The sequence below is a fragment of the Miltoncostaea marina genome, assembly GCF_018141525.1.
Lineage (GTDB): Bacteria > Actinomycetota > Thermoleophilia > Miltoncostaeales > Miltoncostaeaceae > Miltoncostaea > Miltoncostaea marina.
Genome location: NZ_CP064655.1, coordinates 549,803 through 574,293, shown reverse-complemented (window position 1 = coordinate 574,293; position 24,491 = coordinate 549,803). Strand labels below are relative to the sequence as shown.

Annotated in this window: 24 protein-coding genes; 8 read left to right on the top strand and 16 right to left on the bottom strand. The window is 76.1% G+C overall.

Annotation, left to right across the window (positions count from 1 at the left end):
- The first annotated feature begins 41 nt into the window (after positions 1-41).
- Together ITJ85_RS02845 and ITJ85_RS02840 are read left to right on the top strand one after the other, a co-directional pair.
- Positions 42-260, top strand: coding sequence for a hypothetical protein (locus ITJ85_RS02845; protein WP_217914847.1), 219 nt, complete (start codon positions 42-44; stop codon positions 258-260).
- Between the two features lie 9 nt (positions 261-269).
- Entirely contained in the window at positions 270-2,633 is a 2,364-nt protein-coding gene (locus ITJ85_RS02840; RefSeq protein WP_217914846.1) for a glycoside hydrolase family 65 protein, read from the top strand.
- On the opposite strand, the gene ITJ85_RS02835 is transcribed toward ITJ85_RS02840, so the two are convergent.
- Both ITJ85_RS02835 and ITJ85_RS02830 read right to left on the bottom strand, forming a co-directional pair.
- Positions 2,630-5,368, bottom strand: coding sequence for a cation-translocating P-type ATPase (locus tag ITJ85_RS02835; RefSeq protein ID WP_217914845.1), 2,739 nt, complete (start codon positions 5,366-5,368; stop codon positions 2,630-2,632). The two genes, ITJ85_RS02840 and ITJ85_RS02835, sit on opposite strands and share 4 nt — an antisense overlap.
- Positions 5,369-5,372: 4 nt before the next feature.
- The gene (locus ITJ85_RS02830) at positions 5,373-6,137 is read right to left on the bottom strand and encodes an HAD family hydrolase (RefSeq protein WP_217914844.1); all 765 of its coding nucleotides are present in this window, start codon (positions 6,135-6,137) and stop codon (positions 5,373-5,375) included.
- 80 nt (positions 6,138-6,217) lie between these two features.
- Between ITJ85_RS02830 and ITJ85_RS02825 the strand changes: the two genes are divergently transcribed.
- A complete protein-coding gene (locus tag ITJ85_RS02825) occupies positions 6,218-7,342 on the top strand; it encodes a VIT1/CCC1 transporter family protein (RefSeq protein WP_217914843.1) in 1,125 nt (374 codons plus the stop codon).
- A 119-nt stretch (positions 7,343-7,461) separates the two neighbouring features.
- Entirely contained in the window at positions 7,462-10,230 is a 2,769-nt protein-coding gene (locus tag ITJ85_RS02820; protein WP_217914842.1) for an AAA family ATPase, read from the top strand.
- On the opposite strand, the gene ITJ85_RS02815 is transcribed toward ITJ85_RS02820, so the two are convergent.
- A complete protein-coding gene (locus ITJ85_RS02815; RefSeq protein ID WP_217914841.1) occupies positions 10,176-10,616 on the bottom strand; it encodes an ester cyclase in 441 nt (146 codons plus the stop codon). The genes ITJ85_RS02820 and ITJ85_RS02815 overlap by 55 nt on opposite strands.
- Complete coding sequence (locus tag ITJ85_RS02810) at positions 10,613-10,813, bottom strand: hypothetical protein (protein ID WP_217914840.1); 201 nt, start codon at positions 10,811-10,813, stop codon at positions 10,613-10,615. Before ITJ85_RS02810 ends, ITJ85_RS02815 begins: the two co-directional genes overlap by 4 nt.
- A gap of 180 nt (positions 10,814-10,993) precedes the next feature.
- On the opposite strand from ITJ85_RS02810, the gene ITJ85_RS02805 reads away from it, so the two are divergent.
- Positions 10,994-11,482, top strand: coding sequence for a class I SAM-dependent methyltransferase (locus ITJ85_RS02805; protein ID WP_217914839.1), 489 nt, complete (start codon positions 10,994-10,996; stop codon positions 11,480-11,482).
- Between the two features lie 21 nt (positions 11,483-11,503).
- Complete coding sequence (locus tag ITJ85_RS02800) at positions 11,504-11,848, top strand: hypothetical protein (protein ID WP_217914838.1); 345 nt, start codon at positions 11,504-11,506, stop codon at positions 11,846-11,848.
- A gap of 174 nt (positions 11,849-12,022) precedes the next feature.
- On the opposite strand, the gene ITJ85_RS02795 is transcribed toward ITJ85_RS02800, so the two are convergent.
- Complete coding sequence (locus ITJ85_RS02795) at positions 12,023-12,499, bottom strand: CoA-binding protein (RefSeq protein ID WP_217914837.1); 477 nt, start codon at positions 12,497-12,499, stop codon at positions 12,023-12,025.
- A 263-nt stretch (positions 12,500-12,762) separates the two neighbouring features.
- Between ITJ85_RS02795 and ITJ85_RS02790 the strand changes: the two genes are divergently transcribed.
- Complete coding sequence (locus ITJ85_RS02790; RefSeq protein WP_217914836.1) at positions 12,763-13,548, top strand: DUF6544 family protein; 786 nt, start codon at positions 12,763-12,765, stop codon at positions 13,546-13,548.
- Here ITJ85_RS02790 and ITJ85_RS02785 read toward each other — a convergent pair.
- From ITJ85_RS02785 to ITJ85_RS02755, 7 genes are all read right to left on the bottom strand, one after another.
- Positions 13,523-13,975, bottom strand: a complete 453-nt coding sequence (locus ITJ85_RS02785; RefSeq protein ID WP_217914835.1) for a universal stress protein — start codon at positions 13,973-13,975, stop codon at positions 13,523-13,525. The two genes, ITJ85_RS02790 and ITJ85_RS02785, sit on opposite strands and share 26 nt — an antisense overlap.
- A 7-nt stretch (positions 13,976-13,982) precedes the next feature.
- Entirely contained in the window at positions 13,983-16,355 is a 2,373-nt protein-coding gene (locus ITJ85_RS02780; protein ID WP_217914834.1) for a phosphoketolase family protein, read from the bottom strand.
- Positions 16,356-16,400: 45 nt separating this feature from the next.
- Complete coding sequence (locus ITJ85_RS02775; protein WP_217914833.1) at positions 16,401-16,883, bottom strand: DUF4149 domain-containing protein; 483 nt, start codon at positions 16,881-16,883, stop codon at positions 16,401-16,403.
- Positions 16,880-17,617 carry a DUF2249 domain-containing protein gene (locus tag ITJ85_RS02770; RefSeq protein WP_217914832.1) on the bottom strand — a complete coding sequence of 246 codons (738 nt, stop codon included), beginning with the start codon at positions 17,615-17,617 and terminating at the stop codon, positions 16,880-16,882. Before ITJ85_RS02770 ends, ITJ85_RS02775 begins: the two co-directional genes overlap by 4 nt.
- 87 nt (positions 17,618-17,704) lie before the next feature.
- Positions 17,705-19,903, bottom strand: a complete 2,199-nt coding sequence (locus tag ITJ85_RS02765) for a heavy metal translocating P-type ATPase (protein ID WP_343232993.1) — start codon at positions 19,901-19,903, stop codon at positions 17,705-17,707.
- Between the two features lie 29 nt (positions 19,904-19,932).
- Positions 19,933-20,811 carry a hypothetical protein gene (locus ITJ85_RS02760; protein WP_217914830.1) on the bottom strand — a complete coding sequence of 293 codons (879 nt, stop codon included), beginning with the start codon at positions 20,809-20,811 and terminating at the stop codon, positions 19,933-19,935.
- Complete coding sequence (locus ITJ85_RS02755; protein ID WP_217914829.1) at positions 20,808-21,017, bottom strand: heavy-metal-associated domain-containing protein; 210 nt, start codon at positions 21,015-21,017, stop codon at positions 20,808-20,810. Before ITJ85_RS02755 ends, ITJ85_RS02760 begins: the two co-directional genes overlap by 4 nt.
- A gap of 116 nt (positions 21,018-21,133) precedes the next feature.
- Here ITJ85_RS02755 and ITJ85_RS02750 point away from each other — a divergent pair, with 116 nt between their 5' ends.
- A complete protein-coding gene (locus tag ITJ85_RS02750) occupies positions 21,134-21,442 on the top strand; it encodes a metal-sensitive transcriptional regulator (protein ID WP_217914828.1) in 309 nt (102 codons plus the stop codon).
- A gap of 4 nt (positions 21,443-21,446) precedes the next feature.
- On the opposite strand, the gene ITJ85_RS02745 is transcribed toward ITJ85_RS02750, so the two are convergent.
- The 4 genes from ITJ85_RS02745 to ITJ85_RS02730 form a co-directional block, all read right to left on the bottom strand.
- Entirely contained in the window at positions 21,447-21,848 is a 402-nt protein-coding gene (locus tag ITJ85_RS02745) for a cytochrome c maturation protein CcmE domain-containing protein (RefSeq protein WP_217914827.1), read from the bottom strand.
- 11 nt (positions 21,849-21,859) lie between these two features.
- Entirely contained in the window at positions 21,860-22,114 is a 255-nt protein-coding gene (locus tag ITJ85_RS02740) for a hypothetical protein (protein WP_217914826.1), read from the bottom strand.
- Positions 22,111-22,299, bottom strand: a complete 189-nt coding sequence (locus ITJ85_RS02735) for a hypothetical protein (protein ID WP_217914825.1) — start codon at positions 22,297-22,299, stop codon at positions 22,111-22,113. Before ITJ85_RS02735 ends, ITJ85_RS02740 begins: the two co-directional genes overlap by 4 nt.
- Before the next feature lie 73 nt (positions 22,300-22,372).
- Positions 22,373-24,400, bottom strand: coding sequence for a hypothetical protein (locus tag ITJ85_RS02730; RefSeq protein ID WP_217914824.1), 2,028 nt, complete (start codon positions 24,398-24,400; stop codon positions 22,373-22,375).
- Positions 24,401-24,491 lie beyond the last annotated feature (91 nt).

Here is a 24,491-nt window from a genome sequence, read left to right as displayed (position 1 = left end):
GCGGTCACGCCGCAGTCCCGAGCCCGAAGTAGGCTGGGACGGTGCGTCGCCACCGGCACCCGGAGGGGTCGCGCCCGGGCGGGGAGCGCCGGGGCGAGGACGACGCCCGCGTCGGGGCCGCGCCCACCCCCGCGGCGCGCGAGCCGGGCGGCCGGGCGACGCGCGCCGTCGCCGTCCTAGCGGCCCAGCGCGCGTACGGCAACCACGCGGTGAGCCGCGCCCTGGCGCGCGCGCCGCCGGCCCGCGCGCGGCGACACTAGGGTCGACCCGTGCTGAAGCGGACGCTCCACGAGCTGCCGGAGCATCTCTACCCCGCCGACGAGTGGCGGCTGGTCGAGCGGGGCTACTCCCCGCGCTACTGCTCGCGGGCCGAGACGTTCTTCGCGCTCGCCAACGGCTACGTGGGCGTGCGGGGCACGTACGACGAGGGCCGCCCGTCGACAGCGCCCGGCACCTACGTCAACGGCTTCCACGAGACGTGGCCGATCGTGCACGCCGAGGAGGCGTACGGCTTCGCGCGCTTCGGCCAGACCATCGTCAAGGTTCCCGACGCCACGATCCTGCGGCTGCTGGTCGATGACGAGCCGCTCTCGGTGCCCGAGGCCCGCCTGCACGGCTACGCGCGCGTGCTCGACATGCGGGCGGGGACGCTGACGCGGGAGATGTCCTGGTCGACCCCCGGCGGCAAGCACGTGGAGCTGCGCTCCCGCCGGGTGGTGTCGCTCGAGCACCGGCACGTGCTGGCCGTCGAGTACGAGGTGACGATGCGCGGCCACGCGGCGCCCGTGGTGCTGCGGTCGCAGGTGCTCAACCTCGAGGACCTGAGCGTGGAGGAGGCGTCCGAGCGGCCGCCCGACCCGCGCGCCGGCCGCGACCTGGCCGACCGCGTGCTCAACCCGGTGGTCGTCGCGCACGAGGGCGGTCGGATCCTGCTCGGCTACCGCACCACGAACAGCGGGATGACCCTGGGGGTGGGCGTCGACCACGTCATCTCGACGGCGAACCCCCATACCACCGACGTGGCGGCGGACGGCGACCGGGGCGAGGTGGTGCTGACCGTCGACGCGCAGCCCGGGGTGCCGATCCGGGTGACGAAGTTCGTCACCTACCAGACCTCGCGCGGCGCGCCCCCGGAGGAGCTGACCGAGCGCTGCAGCCGCACGCTCGACCGGTCGGTGCGCGACGGGTTCGGCGCGCTGCTCGACGGCCAGCGCGCCCACCTCGACCGCTTCTGGGACCGCGCCGACGTGCGGGTGTCCCAGGGCGCGGGCACCGCCCGGCTCCAGCAGGCGGTGCGGTGGAACCTCTTCCAGCTCGCCCAGGCGACCTGGCGCGCCGAGGGCGCCGGCGTCCCGGCGAAGGGCCTCACCGGCAACGGCTACGAGGGGCACTACTTCTGGGACATCGAGGTCTACCTGCTGCCCTTCCTCGCCTACACGCAGCCGCGCATCGCCCGCAACCTGTTGCGCTTCCGCCATTCCATGCTGCCCGCCGCCCGCGAGCGGGCGCGCGAGCTGGGCCAGCGCGGGGCCCTGTTCGCCTGGCGCACGATCGACGGCCGCGAGGCCTCGGCGTACTACGCGGCGGGCACGGCCCAGTATCACCTCAACGCCGACATCGCCTTCGCGATCCGCCGCTACGTGCACGCCCGCGGCGACACGGGGTTCCTCCTCGAGGCGGGCGCCGAGGTGCTGGTGGAGACGGCGCGCATGTGGGCCGACCTCGGCTTCCACGGCGACGACGGCGCCTTCCACATCCACGGCGTGACGGGGCCGGACGAGTACACGACCGTCGTCAACGACAACACCTACACGAACCTCATGGCGCGCCTCAACCTGCGCTACGCGGCCGAGACCATGCGGGCGCTGGAGCGCGAGCGGCCGGCCGAGCACGCCGCCCTGGCCGCCGAGCTCGGGCTGCACCCCGGCGAGCTCGACGAGTGGGAGCGCGCGGCCGACGCCATGCACGTGCCGTTCGACGAGGAGCGGGGCATCCACCCGCAGGACGCCCACTTCCTGGAGCGCGAGGTGTGGGACCTCGACGCGACCCCGCCCGAGCGCTTCCCGCTGCTGCTGCACCACCACCCGCTCGAGATCTACCGGCGGCAGGTGATCAAGCAGGCCGACATCGTGCTGGCGATGTACCTGGTGGGCGACGAGTTCACGGCGGCCCACAAGCGGGCCGACTTCGAGTACTACGACCGCCTCACCACGGGCGACTCGTCGCTGTCGGCGTGCGTGCAGAGCATCATCGCCGCCGAGGTGGGCGACGAGCGGCGGGCGCTCGACTACTTCCGCTTCGCCCTGATGATCGACCTGGGCGACGTGGCCGGCAACGTGTCCGACGGCGTGCACATCGCGGCGGCCGGAGGCGTCTGGCAGGCGCTCGTCTGCGGCTTCGGCGGCGTCCGCGACCACGATGGCGAGCTGACCTTCGACCCCCGCCTGCCGCGGGCGTGGTCGTCGCTCGCCTACTCGCTGCGCTACCGCGCCCGCCAGCTGCGGGTCGCGCTCGGCCACGACGAGGAGCGCTACCTGCTGGAGGACGGCGGGCCGGTCGAGGTGACGATCCGCGACGAGCGGCGCCGGCTGGTGCCGGGGCAGCCGCTGGTGGTGCGCCCGCCGGGTCGCTAACGGCCCGCCGTCGCCGCGGCCCGCCGCTGCCACGCCTTGTCGGACTCCACCACGACCAGGTAGGCGAGGGCGATGCCTGCCACGAGCAGCCAGTGGGCCGGATGGAGCGGGCGCAGGCCGAGCAGGTCCCGGGCGAACGGGACGCTCACCACGAGCACCTGCAACGCCGCGGTCGCCGCCACCGCCGCCAGCATGGCCCGGTTCGAGGCGAGGCCGAGGCGCGCGAGCGAGACGCGCTCCGAGCGCATGGCGAAGCCGCCGGCGAGCTCGGCCGCCGCGATGGAGGTGAAGAGCACCGTCTGCCACGCGTCGTCGCCGGCCTCCCAGAGCCCGTAGGCCGGGAGGAACGTCAGGACGGTCAGCGCGGCGCCCCGGGTGGCGATCCGCCTGCCCCGGTCGGCGCCGAGCAGGCTCTCGTCGCGCGGCGTGGGCGGCCGGCGCATGACGTCCGGCTCCGGAGGCTCGACGGCGAGCGCCATCGCCGGCAGCCCGTCGGTGACCAGGTTGAGCCACAGGATCTGCAGTGGCAGCAGTGGGATCGGCATCCCGGCGAGCGGCGCCAGCACCATGATGCTCACCTCGGCGAGGTTGCCGCTCAGGATGTTGCGGACGAACTTGCGGATGTTGTCGAAGACGACCCGCCCCTCGTGGACGGCGGCGACGATGGTGGCGAAGTTGTCGTCGCGCAGCACCATGTCGGCGGCGTCCTTGGTGACGTCCGTGCCCGTGACCCCCATGGCGACCCCGATGTCCGCCTGCTTGAGGGCCGGGGCGTCGTTGACGCCGTCGCCCGTCATCGCGACGACGCCGCGGCCGCGCTGCAGCACCTCCACGAGCCGGATCTTGTGCTCGGGCGCCACGCGGGCGTAGATCGACGCCTCGCGCACGGTCCGCTCGAGCGCGACGTCGTCCATGCCGTCGAGCTCCGCCCCCGTGACGGCGCGATCGCCGTCGCCGGCCAGGCCGAGGTCACGCCCGATGGAGGTGGCCGTCAGCGGGTGGTCACCCGTGATCATGATCACGCGGACGCCCGCCCGCCTGCAGACGGCGATCGCGTCGCGGACCTCCGGTCGGGCGGGGTCGATCATCCCTTCGAAGCCCACGAGGGTCAGGGCGCGCTCCAGCCGCTCGTCGCCCGGGACGCCGTCCGGGTCCGGCCAGGGGCGGACGGCGACGCCGAGCACGCGCACGCCCTGCGCCGCCAGCTCGTCCGCCGCCGCGCGCGCCCGGGCGCGTCCGTCGTCGTCGAGCGGCACCACCGCCTCGCCGATGCTGACGGTGTCGCAGCGCGCCAGCAGGCCGTCGACCGCGCCCTTCGTGACCGACACCAGGCCCCGGTCGCCCGCCAGCGCCCGCAGCTGCTCGCGCACCGCGCGCACGGCGGGCGCCGCGTCGCCGGGGTCCGCGGCCAGTCGGTGCACGGTCGTCATGCGCTTGCGCTCCGAGTCGAAGGGCAGCTCGGCCACCCGCGGCAGCGAGGCGACGAGCGCCCGGGCGTCCATGCCGTACCGGCCGGCGACGTCCACGAGCGCCGTCTCGGTGGGGTCGCCCAGCAGCGAGCCGTCGTCGGCGACGGTGGTGTCGTTGCACAGCGCGCCGCCCGCGACGAGCAGGCACAGGGTCGGATTGCCGAGCAGGTGATCGATCCCCTCGTCGGCGCCGTCCCGATCCAGTTCGCGGCGGTCGCCCGCCATGTCGAGCACGGTGATCGTCATCCGGTTCTGCGTGAGCGTGCCGGTCTTGTCGGAGCAGATGGTCGTCACCGATCCGAGGGTCTCCACGGCGTAGAGCCGCCGCACGAGCGCCTGGCGGTCCAGCATTCGCTGCGCGCCGAGGGCCAGCGTCACCGTCACCACCGCCGGCAGGCTCTCCGGGATGGCGGCGACGGCCAGGCTGACCGCGGTCAGCAGCAGCGTCTCCAGCTCCTCGTCCCGCGCGAGGCCGAGACCGAAGACCACGAGGACGATGACGCCGGCGGCCGCGGCCAGGCCCCGCACAAGCACGTCGAGCCGGCGCTGGAGCGGCGTGCGGACGCCCTCCGCGTCGCCCAGCAGCCGGGCCACCCGGCCGATCTCGGTGCCGACGCCCGTGGCGGTGACGAGGAGCGCCCCGCGACCCGCGGCGACGCTCGTCCCCGAGTGGGCCATCGAGGTGCGCTCGGCGAGCGGCGCCGAGCGCTCCACGGGCCCCGTCCCCTTGTCGACGGGCACCGACTCGCCGGTGAGGGGCGACTCCTCGATCCGCAGCGCGTGGGCTTCGACCAGCCGCCCGTCCGCGGGGACGAGCGAGCCGGCCTCCAACAGCACCAGGTCGCCCGGCACGAGCTCACGGGCGGGCACGTCCGCCGGGGCGCCGTCGCGCACCGCCCTGACGGTCGGCGCCGCGAGCGCCCGCAGCGAGGCCATCGCCCGCTCGGCGCGGTACTCCTGGCTGAAGCCGATCCAGCCGTTCAGCACCACGACGACGAGGATCACGACCGCCTCGGTCAGGTCGCCCAGCACGGCGGAGAGCACGCCCGCGCCGGCGAGCAGCAGGATCATCGGCGAGCCGACCTGGCCGAGCAGGATCCGCAGCGGGCTCGCGCGATCCGCATCGGGCAGCTCGTTCGGCCCGTGCTCCGCGAGCGCGGTCGTCGCCGCGGTCGCGCTCAGCCCGCGCCGCAGGTCCGTGCCCAGCGCCGCGGCGACCTCGTCGGCGCGCCGGGCCCAGGGCTCCGCTGTGCCGGACCCGGCCACGGGCTCAGCCGGACCGCGCGACGACCCGGCCCTCGTCCAGCGCGTCCACGTCGACGAGGTCCAGGTTCGCGACCACCAGGTCGGCGCCGGCCGCCTCCAGCAGCGGCGCGTCGTCGGCGCGCGCCACGCCCAGCGCGGTCATCCCGCCGGCCTTGGCCGCCACGACGCCCGCCGGCGCGTCCTCCACGACCACGGCCTCGGCAGGCGCGACGCCCAGCTCGGCGGCGGCGGCGAGGAACATGTCGGGGTGGGGCTTGCCGTGCGCGAAGGCCCGCCCGGAGACGTCGGCGTCGAACAGCTCGGCCACGCTGGCACCGCCGCCGCCGGGCGGCCCGCCGTCGGCGGGGATGCTCGACAGCAGCAGGCGCGCGTTGCGCGAGGATGACGCGGCGGCCACCCGCAGGCCGGCCGCCTTGACGGCCCGCACGAAGCGCAGGCCGTCCGAGAAGGGGGTGAACTCCCCGGCCCGGATCAGGCGCAGCACCATCGCCTGCTTGTGGTCGGCGTACTCGGCGGCGCGGGCCTCGGCGCCGGGCACGCCGAACCGGCGCAGCGCGGCCAGCGCGCCGTCCATCCGTGGCCGCCCCGACAGCTCCTCCCGGTACACCCGCGAGGTGAACGCGTCCGGCGTCCAGGTCGCGTGGGCGCGCAGGTCGCTCCACGGGCCCTCCATCAGCTCGCGCAGCGCCTCGCGCCAGGCGCGCTCGTGGGGCGAGTCGACCAGCACCCCGTCGACGTCGAAGATGACCCCGGCGACCCGGTCGGACACGCGCTCCTCCTCCAGCTCGTGATCTCCGTCCCACGGTACCCCGGCGCGCGCCCGCGCTACGCGTGTGGGAGCATCGGGGCGTGGGCCATCCCGACGCCGCGCGCTGGCGGCGCAACTTCCAGGACGAGATCGAGAGCGCGGAGCTCTACCGGCGCGTCGCCGAGGCGGAGGACGACGCGGTGCTGGCGGGGGTCTACCGGCGCCTCGCCGAGGCGGAGGAGCGCCACGCGGCGTTCTGGGCCGAGCGGCTGCGAGAGGCCGGCGAGCCGGAGCCGTCGCGCCGCATCGGCTGGCGCACCCGCCTGATCGGGTGGCTGGCGCGCCGCTTCGGGCCCGGGTTCGTCGTCCCCGCGATCACGGCGCAGGAGTCGGCCGACGCCGGCGCCTACGACGCGCAGGCCGAGGCGGCCCACACGGCGATGCCCGGCGAGGAGCGCTCCCACGCCCGGCTGCTGCGCGCGATCTCCCGCGGCGGCGCCGGTGGGGTCGAGGGGCCGGCGCTCGCCCGGCTGGAGGGCCGCCACCGGGCCGCGAGCGGCAACTCGCTGCGGGCCGCGGTCCTCGGCGCGAACGACGGGCTGCTCTCCAACTTCAGCCTGGTGATGGGGGTGGCGGGCGCCCGGCTCGGCAGCGAGGAGATCCTGATCACCGGGGTCGCCGGGCTCGTGGCGGGCGCCGGGTCGATGGCCATGGGCGAATGGATCTCCGTGCTGAACGCGCGCGAGCTGTTCGGGCGGCAGGTCGCGGTCGAGCGCGAGGAGCTGGAGGCCTTCCCCGACGAGGAGCGTGAGGAGCTCGCGCTGATCTATGAGGCCAAGGGCCTGCCGCCGGACCAGGCGGGCGCGGTCGCCGACCGCCTGATGGCCTCGCCCGAGCACGCCCTCGACACGCTGTCGCGCGAGGAGCTCGGCATCGACCCGGACGACCTCGGCGGCTCGCCGGTCGTGGCCGCCGCCACCTCGTTCGCGCTCTTCGCCGTGGGCGCGGTCATCCCGATCATCCCGTTCCTCGTGCTCGGCGGGACCGCCGCGGTGGCGGTGGCCGCGGGACTGTCGGTGGCCGCGCTCTTCGGGCTCGGCGCGGTCATCACGCTCATGACCGGCCGGGGCGTGCTGTTCTCCGGCATGCGCCAGGTGGCGATCGGGCTGGCCGCCGCGGCGCTCACCTACGGCCTGGGCGCCCTCATCGGGGCCGGCGTCGGCTAGGGCGCGCGCGGCGACCTCCTGACGGTTTCCTGAACGGCTCCCGGGTGGTGTTCAGGAAATCAGCATCCGGTGGGGCGCACCGCTCGACAGCCGAGCGGGCACCGCCCGATGATCGGCCCGTGTTGATCGGGCGCGATGCGGAACGGGCGCGGCTCCGCACCCTCCTCGAGGCGGCCCGGGCCGGCCGCGGCGGCGTGGTGGTGCTGCGCGGCGAGGCGGGCATCGGCAAGACGGCCCTGCTCGCCGACCTGCGCGCCCGGGCCGGGGGCTTCCGCGTCCTCGCGGCCCGCGGCGCCGAGTCGGAGACCGGCCTCGCCTTCGCCGGGCTGGCGGACCTGCTGCGGCCGGTGCTCGACCGCATCGCCGGGCTGCCGGGCGCCCAGCGCGCGGCCCTCGAGGCCGCGCTGGCCCTGGGGCCGCCCGCCGTGCCGGACCGCTTCGCCGCCTACTCGGCGGCCCTCGGCCTGCTGAGCGGGCTCGCCCGCGAGCGCCCGGTGCTGCTGGTCGTCGACGACGCCCAGTGGCTCGACGTCCCCTCGCGCGAGGCGCTGCTCTTCTGCGCCCGGCGCATCGGCGACGACGCGGTGCTGCTGCTCGCCGCCTCGCGCGAGGAGCCGCCGGAGGGCGCGGAGCTCGCGGGCTTGGAGGAGCTGCGGCCGGCGCCGCTCGACGACGACGCGGCACGGCGGCTGCTCGACGCGGTCGAGCCGGATCTCGCGCCCGCCGTCCGCGACGAGCTGGTGCGCGCCGCCGCCGGCATCCCGCTCGCGCTGCGCGAGCTGCCGCGCGCGCTCACCCCGGGCCAGCGGGCGGGGCGCGAGCCGCTGCCCCGCACGCCGCCGGTCGGCGAGGCCCTGCTGCGCGCCTACCGGGCGCGGATCGAGTCGGCCGGCCCCGCCGCCCGGCGCGCCGCGCTCGTCGCCGCCGTCAGCGAGGACGGCGACCTCGCCACCGTCACGGCGGCCCTCGAGGCGCGCGGCGGCGATCGCGACGACCTGCAGGCCGCCGAGGCGGCCGGGCTCGTCGGCCTGGAGGATGACGCCGTGGGCGCGGCCCATCCGCTGCTGCGGTCCGCGCTCCTGCAGCTCGCCGAGCCCGCCGAGCGTCGCGAGGCGCACCGGGCCCTGGCGGAGGCGATCGGCGCCGAGCGCGCCGAGCAGCGCGCCTGGCACCTGGCCGAGGCGGCGGTCGCGCCCGACGAGGCGGCGGCCGCGGCGCTCGAGCAGGCGGCGGCGCTCGCCGCCGCCCGCACCGGGTACGCGGCGGCGGCCGACGCCCTGCACCGGGCCAGCCGGCTCGGCGCGCCGGAGGCGGCGGGCGCCCGGCGGCTCGCCGCCGCGCAGATGGCGATGGCCGCCGGCGCCTTCGACCGCAGCACCGCGCTGCTCGACGGCGTCCCCGGGCCCCAGGCGGCGCACCTGCGGGGCATCGTCACCATGCTGGCGGGACGGCTCGACACCGCGTTCGGGATCCTCGTCGAGGGGGCCGCCCGGGCGGCGCCGTCGGACCCGCTCACGGCGGCGAGCATGCTGGCCGACGCGGTGCTCACCCGCACGATGGCGGGCGACTGCCACGCCGCCCTCCACACCGCCCGGCGCGCCTACACCCTGGCCGGCGAGCGGCTCGAGATGGCGCCGGCGGTGGCCGGGTACCTGGCCGGCGCGCTCGTGCTGCGCGGGTTCGCCAGGCAGGCGCGACCGGTGATCGAGCGCTTGGACGCGCTCACGTCCGACGTCGACCCGACATCCCCCGCGAGCCACATGATGGTCGTCTGGGCGACCTGGCGGCCGTGGATCGGCGACTTCGAGCAGACGGCGGCCCGCGTCGACGCCTGGCTCGACCGGGGACGCGCCGCGAGCTCGGTGGGGTTCCTCGCGCTCCCCTTGGTCACCTCGTGCGAGCTCGACTTCCGCATGGGCCGGTGGCCCCGGGCCCTGGCGCGCGGGACGGAGGCCCTCGCCATGCTCGCGGAGACCGGGCAGCGGGCGCCGCTCGGCTACGTGATGGCCACGCTCGCCCTCGTCGAGGCGGCCACGGGGCGGACCGCCGACGCCCAGCGGCATGCGCAGGAGGCGCGTGCGCTCGGGCGCAGGGACGGGGTCGCGTCGGTCGAGACCTACTCCGCCGCGGCGCTCGGGTTCCTCGCGCTCGCGTCGGGCGACCCCGAGACCGCCCGGCGCGAGCTCGAGCCGCTGCGGGCCCACACCACGCGATGGGGCCTGGCCGAGCCGGCGGCGGTCCTCTGGCAGCCGGACCTGATCGAGTCGTGCGCCCGCCTCGGGATGCGGCTCGAGGCGCGCCGCGCGCTCGCCACCCTCGCCGAGCAGGCCCACCGCACCGGCGGCCGGTGGGCGCGGGCCGTCACGTGCCGCTGCCGGGGGCTGATCGACGACGACATCGACCGCCACTTCGGCGAGGCCCTGGCGCTGCACGAGGACCTGCCGATGCCCTTCGAGCGGGCCCGCACGCAGCTCGCCTACGGCGCCCGGCTGCGGCGGGCGGGGCGGCGCCTGGAGGCGCGGAGCCGGCTCGAGCAGGCGCTCGCGGCGTTCGAGGAGCTCGGCGCGCAGCCCTGGGCGCGCCAGGCGCGCGAGGAGATGGCCGCCGGCGGCGGGCGGCTGCGGCCGCGCACCGCCGGGGCGCCCAGCGACGAGCTGTCCCCGCGCGAGCTGCAGGTGGCGCTCGCGGTCGCCGAGGGCGCCACCAACCGCGAGGCCGCTGCGCGCCTGTTCCTGTCGGAGAAGACGATCGAGCGCCACCTGGGCAGCGTCTACCGCAAGCTCGGCCTGCGCTCGCGCAGCGAGCTCGCCCGCCGCTTCGCGCGGGCGGAGGATCAGGCCAACGCCGGCTCCGGCGGCGCGGAGGCCATCAGCGCCGGGTCCCAGTAGGCCCTCTCCTCGGCGAGCAGGCCGCGGGCCACCCGGAAGATCGACACGCCCACCAGCTCGAACGGCTCCCCGTTCCCCGGGATGCCGCGCCACGGGCGCTGCCGCGTGCCGGTGATGCGCCACTCGACCCAGATCCGGTCATCGCTGCCCTCCGAGAGGGCGTCGATCACCAGGCGCATGTCGGGCGCGGCCGCCATGAAGCCGGCGATGCCCTCGGCGATGGCCTCGCGGCCGACGAAGCGCGGCAACGCCCCCCTCCCGGAGTCGCCGGGCGGGCGGACGCACCAGGTGCGCACGGCGTCCGGGGCGAAGCACCCGGCGCAGGCGACGGGGTCGCGCGCGTCCCAGGCGTCGGCGTAGCGCGCGACCACGCCCGACAGCGTCACCGGCCCCGCTCCCGCGCGACGCGGCCCGGACGCTCGCGGGCGGCCGGCGCGTCGAGCGCCCGCTCCAGGCCCTGGATCGCCACGTTCGTGAAGTAGCGCCTCCGGGCGGTCACGTACGCCGACCACGCCGGCGGACCGAGCGGCGCGAGGTCGTCCTCGAAGGGCTCGGCGCGCGGGTCATGATGGGGCGCGGACATCTGCGGTCACCTCCGCTTGCGGTTTCATCGCCGGGCGCGACGCTATGGCCGGCGCACGGGCCCGCGCGTGAGGGATGTCCCTCAACCTCGATCCGGCCGGGTCGGCGCGGCCGGGGCGGAGCGGATGGAGGAGCCATGGGGGGAACGGCGAGGGGCGCGTCGGAGCGGATCCGCTGGGCGGTGGGCGAGCTCGCCCCGGGCCCGGGCGACCGCGTGCTCGAGGTGGGCTGCGGCCACGGCGTCGCGGCGGCCCTCGTCTGCGAGCGGCTCGAGGGCGGGCTGCTCGTGGGCGTGGACCGCTCGCCCGCCATGATCGCCGCGGCCGGGCGACGCAACGCCCGCCACGTCGCCGCCGGGCGCGCGGTGTTCCTGACCGCCGCCATCGAGGACGCCCCGCTCGGCGACGAGCCATTCGACGTGGCGTTCGCCTTCCACGTCGCGGCGCTCCGGCGCGGGCCCCGCGCGCTCGCCGCCGTGCGCGGCGCCCTGCGGCCCGGGGGGACGCTGCACGTGTTCGAGCAGCCGCCCGGGCGGCCCCCGGCCGACCAGGTGCTCGCGCTCGGCGAGCGGATCGCCGCGGCGCTGCGCGCCGGCGGGCTGACGGCCGGCGAGCCGCGGGTGACGGCGCTGGGCGGCGGCCCGGCGCTCCACCTCGTGGCGCGGCGGTGAGGGGCTGCTAGCGTCGCGGCGATGGACCAGTTGCTCGACGATGGCCGCCTGCGCGAGCAGGCCGGCGCGCCGCACCCCGAGCTCCACTCGGGGATCGCCCGCGACTGGATCGCCGGCGTGCCGGCCGCCGTCGAGCGCATCCGCGCCGCGCGGGGGGAGGATCTGGCGGCCGCCCTCCACGAGCTGCGCTCCGGCGCCGTGGCGGTGGGGCTCCGCCGGCTCCCTGCCGAGCTCGCAGCGGTCGAGCAGGCCGTCGAGCGCGGCGACCCGGCCGCCGAGGCGGGCCTGCCCGCCGCCCTGGAGCTCGCCGGCCGCTCGGCGGCGGCCCTCGACGCGTGGTGGGACGCCGCCGGCACACCCCCGTGACCTCCGCCGGCGCCGCCCGCGCCGGCGCCGCGCCGGCGCGCGGAACGGGCGCCCCGCGTGACGGGTGGTCCACTTGGACGCCCGCTCGCCGTCCAAGTGGACCACGAGCCGCGCCGGCGGGGAGCGGGCCACCGCCCGCCGCCGGCGCGCGCGCCGGCGCCGCGCGCGGCGGCGTCAGACCTCCCTGGGGACGCCGCCGGTCAGGCTCATGACGAACCGCATGGCCCGGTGACCGAGGTCGGCCGTGGGGCCGAACATGCAGGGGCAGCCGCCGTCGATCACCGCGACGCCGTGCTCGCGCCCGTAGGCGGCCGCCTCCGGCGCGACGCTGCCCGGGCCGGGGCCGCGGTGCATCCAGACGTGCCCGATGCCGAGCTCCACGCACTCGCGCATCGTCCCGTCCGCCCGCTCGGGCCGTGTGCCGATGACCACGGCCTCGACGCCGCCGGGGATCGAGCGCAGGTCGGGATAGCAGGGGTCCCCCTCCACCCGCTCGGCGTTCGGGTTGACCGCGAACACCTCGTAGCCCCGGTCGCGCAGGCGGCCGTAGACGACGTTGGCGCCGTGGCCCTTCGGGGTGCGGGACACGCCCGTCACCGCCACCCGCCGGTTGGCGAGGAACGCGTCCGCCGCCGCGGCGATCGCCTGCATCACCACACCTCCTCAGCTCGCCGGAGCGGTCAGTGCCGCTCGCGGAGCACGAAGGCCATCACGGCGATCGAGACGACGGCCATGACGCCCCAGACCACGTACAGGAAGACCTCGCCGACCGGCATCTCTGCGCTCCTCGCGTCGCGGTGTGTGCGGATGGAGCGACCGTACGGCGGGCGTCCCGCGGCGCCATCGGCGCCCGCGCGGACGACGACTGCGGTCGACTACGGTGGCGCGCCGCGCGAACGGGCATCACGACGGGCGTGGGCGAGGGCCTGACATCCGCGGCGCCGGCGCGGCTGCCGGCGCGCGTGCGACGGGAGTGGGCGGCGCTCGCGGCGCCGGCCGGCGGCGCCGCGCCGCTCGAGCCCGCGCGCCTCGAGGGCCTGCCCGGCCCCGTGCGGCGCTGGCTGGCGCGCGCCATCGACCCCGGCACGCCGCTCGCCCGCTCCGCCGTGCTCGGCATGCGCGGCGAGATCCTGCTGGGCCGCTGGCGGCCCTTCCGCGCCCGCCAGGTGCTCGCGCCCGGCGCCGGCTACGTCTGGGCGGCCGCCGCGGGACGCCGGCCGGCGGTCGTGGGCGGATACGACCGGCTCGTGGGCGAGGCCGGCGAGATGCGGTGGCGGCTGCTCGGGCTGGTGCCCGTGATGGCCGCGTCGGGGCCCGACCTGGCGCGCAGCGCGGCCGGGCGGCTGGCGGGCGAGATGATCCTGTGCCCGTCGTCGGCGCTCGGGCCGGGCGTGCGGTGGAGCGGGCTGGACGACCGGCGCGCGGTCGCGGAGGTGCGCCACGGGCCGTGGACCCACCGGCTGACGCTCGAGGTGGACGAGGCGGGCAGGCCGGTCGCGGCCACCCTGCCGCGCTGGGGGCGCCCCGCGGGCGGCGCGTACGCCGAGCACCCGTTCGGCGCGGTCTTCGAGGGCGACCTGCGGGCCGGGGGCCACACGATCCCGGCGCGCGTCCGCGCCGGCTGGTGGCCCGGGCAGGAGCGCTGGGCGACCGGCGGCGAGTTCTTCCGCGCCGTCATCGAGGAGGCTCGCTTCCGCTGAGGGGGCGCGGCTCGCGCACGACCAGCACCGGGCAGGGCGCGTGGCGGACGACGTACTCGGAGAAGCTGCCGATCAGCAGCCCCTCCAGCCGTCCGTGATGGGCGGCGGTCACGATCAGGTCGACGCCCGCGTCGGCCGCCCACCGGCAGGCCGTCGGGGCGGGCAGCCCCTCGAGGAAGACCGCCTCCGCGCCGCCGGTCGCCGCGGCCACCCGGCCGATCCACTCGCGCGCGGTCGCGTTGAGGTCGTCGGGGAGGACGCGCGTCTCGCCGTCGACCTCCTCGACCAGCAGCGGGAACGGGCCCACGTGAACCAGGCTGAGGCGCGCGCCGGCCGCCTCGCGGAGCGCCGTCGCCTGGGCGAGCGCGCGCTCCGCGGCGGCCGAGTCGTCCATGCAGCACGCGATGTGCCGGTAGGGCAGCCCCACCCCGGGCTCAGTCGTTGGCCCGGGCGTTGGGCGACCAGCGCCACTCGGACACCTCGGGGATGTCCTCGCCGAAGCGGCGCGTGTGCTCGCGCGCGCGCAGGCGCGCGTCGATCATGTGCTGGCGCACCGAGGCCGCCCGCGGGCCGAGGCCCGGCACCCGGTCGATCACGTCCATCACCAGGTGGTAGCGGTCGAGGTCGTTGAGCATGACCATGTCGAAGGGCGTGGTCGTGGTGCCCTCCTCCTTGTAGCCGCGCACGTGGATGTTGGGGTGGTTGGTGCGCCGGTAGGTCAGCCGGTGGATGAGCCACGGGTAGCCGTGGTAGGCGAAGATCACCGGCCGGTCGCAGGTGAACAGGGCGTCGAACTCCGCGTCGCGCAGGCCGTGCGGGTGCTCGTCCTCGGTCTGCAGGCGCATCAGGTCCACGACGTTCACCAGCCGCACGCGCAGGTCGGGCACGTGGCGGCGCAGCAGGTCGACCGCCGCGACGGCCTCGAGCGTCGGCACGTCGCCGGCGCACGCGAGCACGACGTCGGGCGTGTCGCCGTGGTCGGTGCTCGCCCACTCCCAGATGCCGATGCCGCGCGCGCAGTGCAGGGCGGCCTCGTCCATCGGCAGCCACTGCGGCGCCGGCTGCTTGCCGGCCACGATCACGTTGATGTACTGGCGGCTGCGCAGGACGTGGTCGGTCACCGACAGCAGGGTGTTCGCGTCCGGCGGCAGGTAGACGCGCACCACCTCGGCCTTCTTGTTGACCACGTGGTCGATGAAGCCCGGGTCCTGGTGCGAGAAGCCGTTGTGGTCCTGCCGCCACACGTGGGAGGTGAGCAGGACGTTGAGCGAGCCGATCGGCCGGCGCCAATCCATCTCGCGGGTGACCTTCAGCCACTTGGCGTGCTGGTTGACCATCGAGTCGACGATGTGGATGAAGGCCTCGTAGCAGCTGAACAGACCGTGCCGGCCGGTGAGCAGGTAGCCCTCCAGCCAGCCCTGGCACATGTGCTCGCTCAGCACCTCCATCACACGGCCGTCGGGGGCGAGGTCGTCGTCGACGGCGAGGATCTGCTCCTGCCACGCCCGCCCGGTGACCTCGAAGACGGGGCTCAGCCGGTTGGAGGCCGTCTCGTCCGGGCCGAACACCCGGAAGTTGCGGTGCTCGAGGTTCGCCCGCATCACGTCGCGCAGGAACTCGCCCATCACCCGCGTGGCCTCGGCCGCGACGCCGCCGGGCTCGCGCACGTCCACCGCGTGGTCGCGGAAGTCGGGCATGACCAGCGGGCGCAGCAGCCGGCCGCCGTCGGCGTGGGGGCTCGCGCTCATGCGCCGCTCGCCGGCCGGCGTCAGCGCGCGCAGCTCGGGCAGCGGCGCGCCCCGGGCGTCGAACAGCTCCTCGGGCCCGTACGAGCGCATCCACGCCTCGAGCTCGGCCACCCGTCCGGGGTGCTCCCGGAAGCCGGTGAGCGGCACCTGGTGGGAGGTCGCCGTGCCCTCGTGGGGGCCGGTCCAGCCCTTCGGCGTGCGCAGCACGATCATCGGCCAGACGGGCCGGCCCGACCGGCCGCCGGTGCGGGCGGCGCGCCGGATCGCCGCGATCTCGTCGACGGCCTGGTCCATCGCCTCGGCCATCCGCGCGTGCACGGCGTCGGGCTGGTCGCCCTCCACGAGGATCGGGTGGTGCCCGTAGCCCTCCATCAGGCGCACGAGCTCGTCGGACGGCATGCGGGCGAGCAGCGTGGGGTTGGCGATCTTGAACCCGTTCAGGTGGAGGATCGGCAGCACCGCGCCGTCGCCCACCGGGTCGAGGAACTTGTTGGAGTGCCAGCTCGCCGCCAGCGGCCCGGTCTCGGCCTCGCCGTCGCCCACGATGCAGCACACGATCAGGTCCGGGTTGTCGAACGCGGCGCCGTAGGCGTGGGCCAGCGCGTAGCCCAGCTCGCCGCCCTCGTGGATCGAGCCGGGGGTCTCGGGCGCGACGTGGCTCGGCACGCCGCCGGGGAACGAGAACTGGCGGAACAGCCGCCGCATGCCGTCCTCGTCCATCGCGATCTCGGGGTAGACCTCGCTGTAGGTGCCCTCGAGCCAGGCGTTGGCGACGATCGACGGGCCGCCGTGGCCCGGGCCGATCACGTACATGGCCTCCAGGTCGCGCGCCCGGATGACCCGGTTCATGTGGGCGTAGATCAGGTTGAGGCCCGGCGAGGTGCCCCAGTGGCCCAGCAGGCGGGGCTTGATGTGCTCCAGTCGCAGCGGCTCGCGCAGGAGCGGGTTGTCGAGGAGGTAGATCTGGCCCACCGACAGGTAGTTCGCCGCGCGCCAGAAGGCGTCGATGCCGCGCAGCTCCTCGTGGGTGAGCGGGGCTGAGGGCGTGGTGATGGTCATGGGGGCGAGGTTCCCGGGGCGCGGTCGGGCCATGCCCCGCCGACCCTACGGCACGAGCGACACGGCCAGCCAGAGCGTGGCGAGCGCGAGCAGCAGCAGGGTGCCGTCGAGGAGCGCCCCCAGGCGGCGCCAGCGCCGCGCCTCCGCCTCGTCGCCGGCGGCCTCGGCGCGGTGCACGCGCGGGCCCTGCCACAGCGCGTGGAGCACCGTCACGCCCATCATCAGGGCCAGCAGCACGATCTTCGCGAGCACCCGGCGGCCGTAGTCCGAGTCCGCGAGGTCGCCCGCGCCGACCCCCCGGTGGTCGAGCAGCGCCCACCCGCTCGCGATCAGCGCCACCCAGGCCGCGACGCCGACGGCGCCGAAGCGCCGGCCGGCGGTACGCAGCACGCGGCGGCCCGCGGCGCGGTCGCCGGCCGCGCGCGACGCCGGCACCGCGACGGCCCCGAGCGCGATCATCCCGCCCACCCAGGCCGCCGCGCCGAGCACGTGGACGAAGCGGACGAGCGTCCAGAGGTCGTCCCTCATCCCCGCGCCGGCGCGGGCTCCACGACGAGCCCCGCCTCCGCCACGAGCGCCTCGGCGCCGACGTCCTCGGCGGGACCCAGGCGGATCGCCACCTCGACCCGCTCGGGCGTGCGCCTGCGCACGTCCCAGCGCAGGCGCGGGCCGTAGCGCCGCTCGAGCTGGGCCCGCAGGGGCGCCGGCTCGTGGTCGGTCACCACCACGAGCGGTGTCAGCGGGTCGAGGGCCTCCAGCGTCGCGATGACCGTGCGGTGGCGCTGCGGGCGCGGCAGGCTGGTGAGGTCCAGGCGTGCCTCGGCGCCCTCGGCGCGGTCGGGCGCGGGCGCCCAGGCGGTGAAGCGCCGCTCGAAGCCCTCGGGCGCGAACACGAGCGCCAGGCGCAGCGTCTCGCCGCCCGGGTTGGCCACCGCCACCGGCGCGCCCGGGGGCACGCGCAGGACGGCGCCGCCCGCGAGCTCCTCCTGGGCGGCGCCCGAGGCGACGAGCGCCGTGCCGCTCAGCACGTGCAGCACCAGCTCGGCGTCGCCGTGCGTGTGCGGCGGCAGGGCGGCGCCGGGATCGAGCTCCATCTCGATGAGCCCGACCGCGGCGGCCAGGTCCGGCGGCGGGCCGGCCAGCACCCGCACCCGCACGCCCGGGAGCCCCGGCGCCGCTCGGGCGAAGGCGTCGGCGGGGCCGGTGACCCGCACGCCCGCCGGCCCGCGCCCCTCCTCGTGCGCTGTCGGTCCGCTGCCCATGACGCCTCCTCGAATCCGATGCGGAGAGGGCGATCGTAGCCGACCGGGTCCGGTTTACAACGCACACCTATGGACTATTTCACGCGCTCACCCGGCCGCCCGGAAGCGCCGCAGGCGCAGGCTGTTGGAGACCACGAACACGCTCGACAGCGCCATCGCTGCGCCGGCGACGAGCGGGTTGAGGTAGCCGAGCGCCGCCAGCGGCAGCGCCGCGACGTTGTACGCGAACGCCCAGAACAGGTTGCCCTTGATCGTGGCGAGCGTGCGGCGCGACAGGCGGATGGCGTCCCCCGCGGCGCGCAGGTCGCCCGAGACGAGGGTCAGATCGGACGACTCGATCGCCACGTCGGTGCCCGTGCCGATCGCGAGGCCCAGGTCCGCCTGGGCGAGCGCCGGCGCGTCGTTGACCCCGTCGCCCACCATCGCCACGACGCGGCCCTCGGCCTGCAGACGGCGCACCACGTCGGCCTTCTCGCCCGGCAGCACGTCGGCGATCACCTCGTCGATGCCCACATCCGCCGCCACCGCCCGCGCCGTCGCGGCCGTGTCGCCGGTCAGGAGCACCGGCCGCAGCCCCAGGGCGCGCAGGCGGCGCACCGCCTCGGCGCTCGACGGCTTGACGGTGTCGGCCACCGTCAGCAGCGCGCGGGCCCGGCCGTCCCAGGCGGCCGCCACCGCGGTCCGCCCGGCGGCCTGCGCGGCCTCCAGCGCGGCCGCCAGCCCGCCCTCCAGCGCCACCCCCCAGTCGGCGAGCAGCGCCGGCCGGCCGACCACGACCGCGTGGCCGTCGACGACGCCCTCCACGCCGAGGCCCTCCCGGTTGCCGAACCGCTCCGGCGCCGGCAGGGGGCCGGCCTCGTCGCGGGCCGCACGGGCGATCGCGCGGGCGATCGGGTGCTCGGAGCCGTCCTCCAGGGCGCCCACGATCCGCAGCGTCTCGGCGCGGTCCTCGCCGGGGGCGAGGGCGACGTCCACGAGCGCCATCCGCCCCGTCGTGACCGTGCCGGTCTTGTCGAGCACCACCGTGTCGACCCGCCGGGTGGACTCCAGGATCTCCGGGCCCTTGATGAGGATGCCGAGCTGGGCGCCGCGCCCGGTGCCCACCAGCAGCGCGGTCGGGGTGGCCAGGCCCAGCGCGCACGGGCAGGCGATGATCAGCACGGCCACCGCCGCGGTGAAGGCGTAGGTCGCCCCCGCGCCGTTGGCCAGCCAGAAGGCGAGCGTCGCGACGGCCAGGGCGATGACGACCGGCACGAAGACGGCGGCCACCCGGTCGGCGAGCCGCTGCACGGGTGCCTTGCCGGACTGCGCCTCGGTCACCAGGCGGGCGATCTGCGCCAGGGCGGTGTCGGCGCCGACGCGCGTCGCGCGCACCACCAGGCGCCCGCCGGCGTTGATCGTGGCGCCGGCAACGGCGTCGCCCGGGCCGACCTCGACCGGCACGCTCTCGCCGGTCAGCAGCGAGGCATCGACCGCCGACGAGCCGTCCTCGACCGTCCCGTCGGTGGCGATGCGCTCGCCGGGCCGCACGAGGAAGCGGTCGCCCGCGGCCAGCTCGGCGACCGGCACGCGCCGCTCGACCCCGTCGTCGCCGAGGATCGCCGCCTCCTTGGCGCCGAGCTCGAGCAGGGCGGTCAGGGCGGCGCCCGCGCGCCGCTTGGCGCGCTGCTCGAACCAGCGGCCGGCCAGGATGAAGACGGTCACCACGGCGGCGACCTCGAGGTAGATGTGCTCGGCCCCCGCGCCGGCGTCGATCACCAGGTCGAACCCCATCCGCATGCCGGGGTCGCCGGCGCCGAGGCCGAAGAGGGCCACGAGCGACCAGATCCACGCGGCGACCACGCCGATCGACACGAGCGTGTCCATCGTGGCCGCGCCGTGGCGCAGGTTGACCCACGCGGCCCGGTGGAAGGGCCAGGCGCCCCACAGCACCACGGGCGTCGCCAGCTGCAGGGCCAGCCACTGCCAGTTGTCGAACTGCAGCGGCGGGATCATGGACAGCAGCACCACCGGCAGCGCCAGGGCCGCCGACACCACGAGGCGCGTGCGAAGGGCGGCCGCCGGGTCGGCCGGCTCGGCGGCGGGCGGCGCCTCGTCGCCCGGGGCGGCCGGCAGGGTCGCCCCGTAGCCGGCCGACTCCACCGCGGCCACGAGCCGCTCGGCGGGCACCCGCCCGGGGTCGAAGGCGACCGTCGCCGTCTCGGTGGCGTAGTTGACCGACGCCTCGACGCCCTCGAGGCGGTTGAGCTTCTTCTCGACGCGGGCCGCGCAGGAGGCGCACGTCATGCCGGTGATCGGCAGGTCGAGGCGCTCGGTCACCGCGGCACCTCGACCGTGTACCCGACGGTCCGCACCGCCCCGGCGTGCTTGAACTGCAGGAAGAGCCGGTAGCGGCCCACCGAGGGGAAGGTGGCGGCGAAGCGCACCACGCCCCGGCCCTCCGCCTCCTCGGGGTGCACGTGCAGGAAGGCGAGGTCGCCCTCGCGCAGCGCGACCAGGTGGCCGTCGGCGCCCAGGTAGGGCTCGATGCCGGCGACCGGCGCGCCGTCGCGCCGCACCTGGAACTCGAGGTCGGCGGGCACGCCCGCGACCGGCTCGCCCGCGTCCAGGCCCACCTCGTAGCCGGCGTCGGACGCCGTCGCCGACGGCGCGGGCAGCGGCCGCGGCGCGTAGGCGCCGGCGACGTGCAGGTCGGCGGCCAGGGTGACGGAGCGGCCGCCCGTGCTGAAATCGGCGTAGACGCGGTGGACGCCCGCCGCGTCGAGGCGCAGCGGCACCGTCCAGCGTCCCGCGGCGTCGCGGCGCGGGTGCAGGTGCTGGTAGCCGGTCAGGTCGCGGCGCACGACGATCACGTGCATCTCGCGCTCGTGCTCGACGTCGAAGTCGCGCACCGTCCGCCCGTCCGCGCCCACCACCCGGAACGCGAGCTCGCTCGCGGCGCCGAGGGCCATGACGGTGCGCTCGGGCACCAGGGCGAGGCCCTCCTCCGCCACGGCGAGGCCGGCGGGCGCGCCGGCGGCCGCGGGCGCCGCGTGGCCGCCGTCCGCGTGGGCCGGCGCGGCGGACGCGTGGCCGTGGCCGGCGTCCCCGCCGTCGTCGCGCAGGGGGTCGAGGCCGGCGCCGACCGCCGCCGCGCCGCCGCCGACGGCGGCGAGCGCGAGGCCGAACAGCGCCATGCGGGTGGCTGTGTTCACGCGACGACCTCGTAGCCGGCCTCGTCGACGGCGGCGGCCACGGCCGCGTCGTCGACGTCCTCGCCGCGCACGGTGAGGCGTCCGGCCTCGAGATCGACCCGGGCCTCCGCGACGCCCGGCACGGCGCCGACCTCCTGCTCGACCGCGGTGCGGCAGTGACCGCACGTCATCCCGGCGACGGTGTAGGTGCGCTCGGTGACCGGCATCTGCTCCTCCTGATTGATACTGGGTGGGGGTACCTGACGACCCGCATGGTCGACTACTCCCCCCCGGTATGTCAAGGGCCTGGCATTACTCCCCCAGGGTATGTCAGACTGCTGCCATGACCGTCAACGAGGATCACACGCACGACCCCGGGTACGTCGTCGGCGGGGTCAAGCACGACGTGCTCAAGCGCCTGCGCCGCGTGGAGGGGCAGGTCCGCGGCATCGCCGGGATGGTCGACGACGACCGCTACTGCATCGACGTGCTGCAGCAGATCAGCGCGGCCCAGGCCGCGCTCGACAAGGTGGCGCTCGCGCTGGTCGACGAGCACACGCGCCACTGCGTGATGGGCGCCGACCCGGACACGCAGGACGCCAAGCGGGCCGAGCTCATGACCGCCCTCACCCGGCTGATGGGGCGGCGCTAGGGCGTCAGGTCTGCGTGTCGCCCGGCTCGTCGGAGAACTTCGACGGGCAGAGGGTGACGAGGGAGTCCTCGCGGGCGATGAAGCGGCCCTGCTCGTCGAGGGCGCCGGTGACCACGATCTCGCGCCCCGACTTGAACTGGTCGGGCACCGAGCCGTGGTAGACGACCTCGACCGTCTGGCCGGGGTTCTCCTTGTCGCGCAGGGTGAAGACCAGGCCCTCGTCGGTCTGGGCCCGCCCGGCCGCGTCGGCGGGCGCGCCGGGGGCGACGGTGCCGTTCAGCCGGTAGGTGGTCGCGGCCGCCAGCTCGCCGGGGCCGGCGTAGGTCTCGAGGCTGCCGCCGATGCTGGTCCAGGCCAGCCAGGCGCCCAGCACCACGGCCAGGCCGATCGCGACGATGAACCGCATCCGGGATCGCATCAGGCGGCGGCGCGCGCGTCGTCGAGGGCGAACAGGTGGCGCAGGCTGTCGGCGTGGCCGTCGGCGCCGCCGCGCAGTCGCACGATCGGCTCGCGCAGCAGCTCGAGCACGAGCCGCTCGGTCAGCTCGTCGAGCAGCCGGCGGTCCGCCGCCGACAGCCCGTCCCACGCCCCGTCCATGCGGGCCAGCTCGGCGCGGCGGATCTGCTCGGCCCGCGTGCGCAGGGAGTCGATCGTCGGGTCGGCCGGGCTCACCGGGCGCCGTCCGTGGCGCTCGCTCCGGGCGCGCCCCCACCGGGGTCGCTCCCGGCGGCCCGCGCGAGGTCGTCGGCGTGGCGGCCGGCGCGGGCGGCCCGCAGGCCGATCGCGACGACCGACCCCAGCAGGCCCGAGACGGCGACCGCGTACCCGGCCGCCAGCAGTTGGTGTGTCGTGCTCATGAGTGCTCCGTGGGTCGCCGCCGGGCGGTCCCCGGCCGATGCCGGCCGGGGACCGCCGTCGCGGTGCTGCGTCCTAGTCGCTCAGCGGGTCGTCGCGCAGCTGCACGTGGCCCATGTAGCTGACGCCCGTCTCCGAGTGGAAGATCGGGTCGCCGCCGTTGGAGAACCACAGGCCGCGGCCCTTCCAGCCAGCGTCCGGGTCGTCGATGCGCCCGTCGAGCCCGCGGGTGTAGGTGTTCAGCGGGTACGGGATGCGCACCCGGGTGAACTCCTCGGTCGCCGGGTTGAAGGCGATCAGCGAGTCCGAGTCCGTGCCGTTGGCGATGACGACGTCCTCGCCGAGGCCGAACGTGTTGTGCTGGTCGACCCAGACGTAGTAGTGCAGGTCGGCCTTGCGGACGTTCTTGGCGCCGGACTCGACCTGCGCGGCCGGGCCGGGCACCTCCCACGACTTCCAGCCCTCGGGGCACTGGGTGCCGTCGCCCCAGGTCTGCTTGCACAGCCTGCGGTCGAAGGAGGCGATGTGCCCGGAGCCGCCGGTGGCGGTCCAGATGACGCCGTCCGTGTCGACGTCCACCCCGCGCGGGCCCGAGATGGGCGCCGGCGGCTGGTAGACCTCGTGCGTCTTCGTCTCCGGGTCGAACCGCATGATGTGGCCCGGGGCGCCCGGCGACGCGGTCCAGACCGTGCCGTCGGGGCTGGCGACGATGCCGTAGTTGAAGCCCGGGAACGGCATGTCGGCCTTCCCGTCGCCGTCGGAGTCGACCTTCACCTCGGAGTAGCCGGAGGCCCGCTCGACCGTCTCGGGCTTCTCCGGGTCCCACTTGCTCGGGTCGAACCAGCCGATCGCGTAGGAGTCGCCGCTGTAGTAGAGGACGCCGTCCTCGGCGAACTGCAGGTGGTGCGAGCCGACGCAGGAGTCGATCAGGTGGAACTCGTCGGTCTTCGGGTCGAACACCGAGAGCTGCCGGTGGTGCGAGTTGTCGCGGATGACCGGGTCGTTCTTGCACCACTCGGGGGCGTCGTCGGCCCACTCGCGGCGGATCTGGCTCGTGGCCCAGACGCGGCCCTGGTCGTCCATCATCGGGTTGTGGGGGTTGGCCGGGTTGTCGTACTTGCCCGCGAACGCGGTCGTGCCGCCCGGGGCGGGGCAGCCCAGCGAGCCGAAGCCCGACTTGATCGGCGTCTCGCTGCCCTCGAGCGCGGCCGCCGTCTGGAACGTCTGGTCGCACCACGCCGTGTCGAAGCCGTCCCGGGTCGGGAACTTGTGCTCCTCCACCTCGTGCGTGGTGGGGTCGACGCCGAACAGGCGGTCGTTCGCCAGGTCCACGGCCCAGACGGGGCCGTCGCCGTTGAGGGTCGGGTTGCGCTTGTCCGTGGCGATCTCGTCGTGGGCGTAGGTGAAGTTGTCACCGAACTCCCACTGCGTGACCACGAGGTTGCGCTCGATGCCCTGCGGGCGCGGCGGGGTCTCCTTGGGGACCTCGCCGTCCTTGATGCGCTTGCCCCAGTCGGCGAGCGCCTGGATGAACTTCTCGCCGCCGAGGCGCTCGACGCCCGCGTTCATGACGTTGGACTTCTTCAGGCCCTTCTCGAAGAACTCCGGCGTGGCGCCGGCCCGGGTCGCGACCGACCCGAACTGGTGGCAGAGCATGCAGGTGAGCTTGAAGTCGGTCATCCAGTCGGCCGACGTGTCGGGCGGCTCGAACATCGAGAGGAAGTAGTTCGAGGGGTAGATCTTGGCCGCCTCCTGCGGGCTCGTGACCTTCGCCGACAGCTCCACCGAGTCGCCCGTCCGCGCGTCCACCTTGGACGTGTCGAGCAGGCCGTAGCCGCGCGCCCAGACCTGGTAGTCGGCCTCGGGCATCTCCGGCAGCAGGAACTTCCCGTCGTCGTTGGTGACGACGATCTTGCGGTACTTCGTCGGCAGGGAGTCGGTCTCGGCGACGACCCAGACGCCCGCCTCGGGCGTGCCGTCACCCGAGGTGACGGTGCCCTCGATGACGCCTGCGTCGCCGCCGGACCCGTCGTCGCTGCCGCAGCCGACGGCCGCGATCACCGCAGCGAGGGCGACCAGCGCCGTCGCCGCGATGGTTGGCAAGGACCGTTTCGCGATCATCCATACCCTCCGTCCGGGTGCGTGAGGGCTCGTACGGTATGCAACGAGCTCCGGGGCCCACCAGGCTCCGCGG

Coding starts and splice junctions, on each gene's coding strand:
- ITJ85_RS02735 (WP_217914825.1), bottom strand. CDS start 22,299: ATGAGCACGACACACCAACTGCTGGCGGCCGGGTACGCGGTCGCCGTC.
- ITJ85_RS02765 (WP_343232993.1), bottom strand. CDS start 19,903: ATGACGTGCGCCTCCTGCGCGGCCCGCGTCGAGAAGAAGCTCAACCGC.
- ITJ85_RS02775 (WP_217914833.1), bottom strand. CDS start 16,883: ATGAGGGACGACCTCTGGACGCTCGTCCGCTTCGTCCACGTGCTCGGC.
- ITJ85_RS02795 (WP_217914837.1), bottom strand. CDS start 12,499: ATGCAGGCGATCGCCGCGGCGGCGGACGCGTTCCTCGCCAACCGGCGG.
- ITJ85_RS02745 (WP_217914827.1), bottom strand. CDS start 21,848: ATGCGGTTCATCGTCGCGATCGGCCTGGCCGTGGTGCTGGGCGCCTGG.
- ITJ85_RS02755 (WP_217914829.1), bottom strand. CDS start 21,017: ATGCCGGTCACCGAGCGCACCTACACCGTCGCCGGGATGACGTGCGGT.
- ITJ85_RS02800 (WP_217914838.1), top strand. CDS start 11,504: ATGGACCAGTTGCTCGACGATGGCCGCCTGCGCGAGCAGGCCGGCGCG.
- ITJ85_RS02750 (WP_217914828.1), top strand. CDS start 21,134: ATGACCGTCAACGAGGATCACACGCACGACCCCGGGTACGTCGTCGGC.
- ITJ85_RS02810 (WP_217914840.1), bottom strand. CDS start 10,813: ATGTCCGCGCCCCATCATGACCCGCGCGCCGAGCCCTTCGAGGACGAC.
- ITJ85_RS02780 (WP_217914834.1), bottom strand. CDS start 16,355: ATGACCATCACCACGCCCTCAGCCCCGCTCACCCACGAGGAGCTGCGC.
- ITJ85_RS02770 (WP_217914832.1), bottom strand. CDS start 17,617: ATGGGCAGCGGACCGACAGCGCACGAGGAGGGGCGCGGGCCGGCGGGC.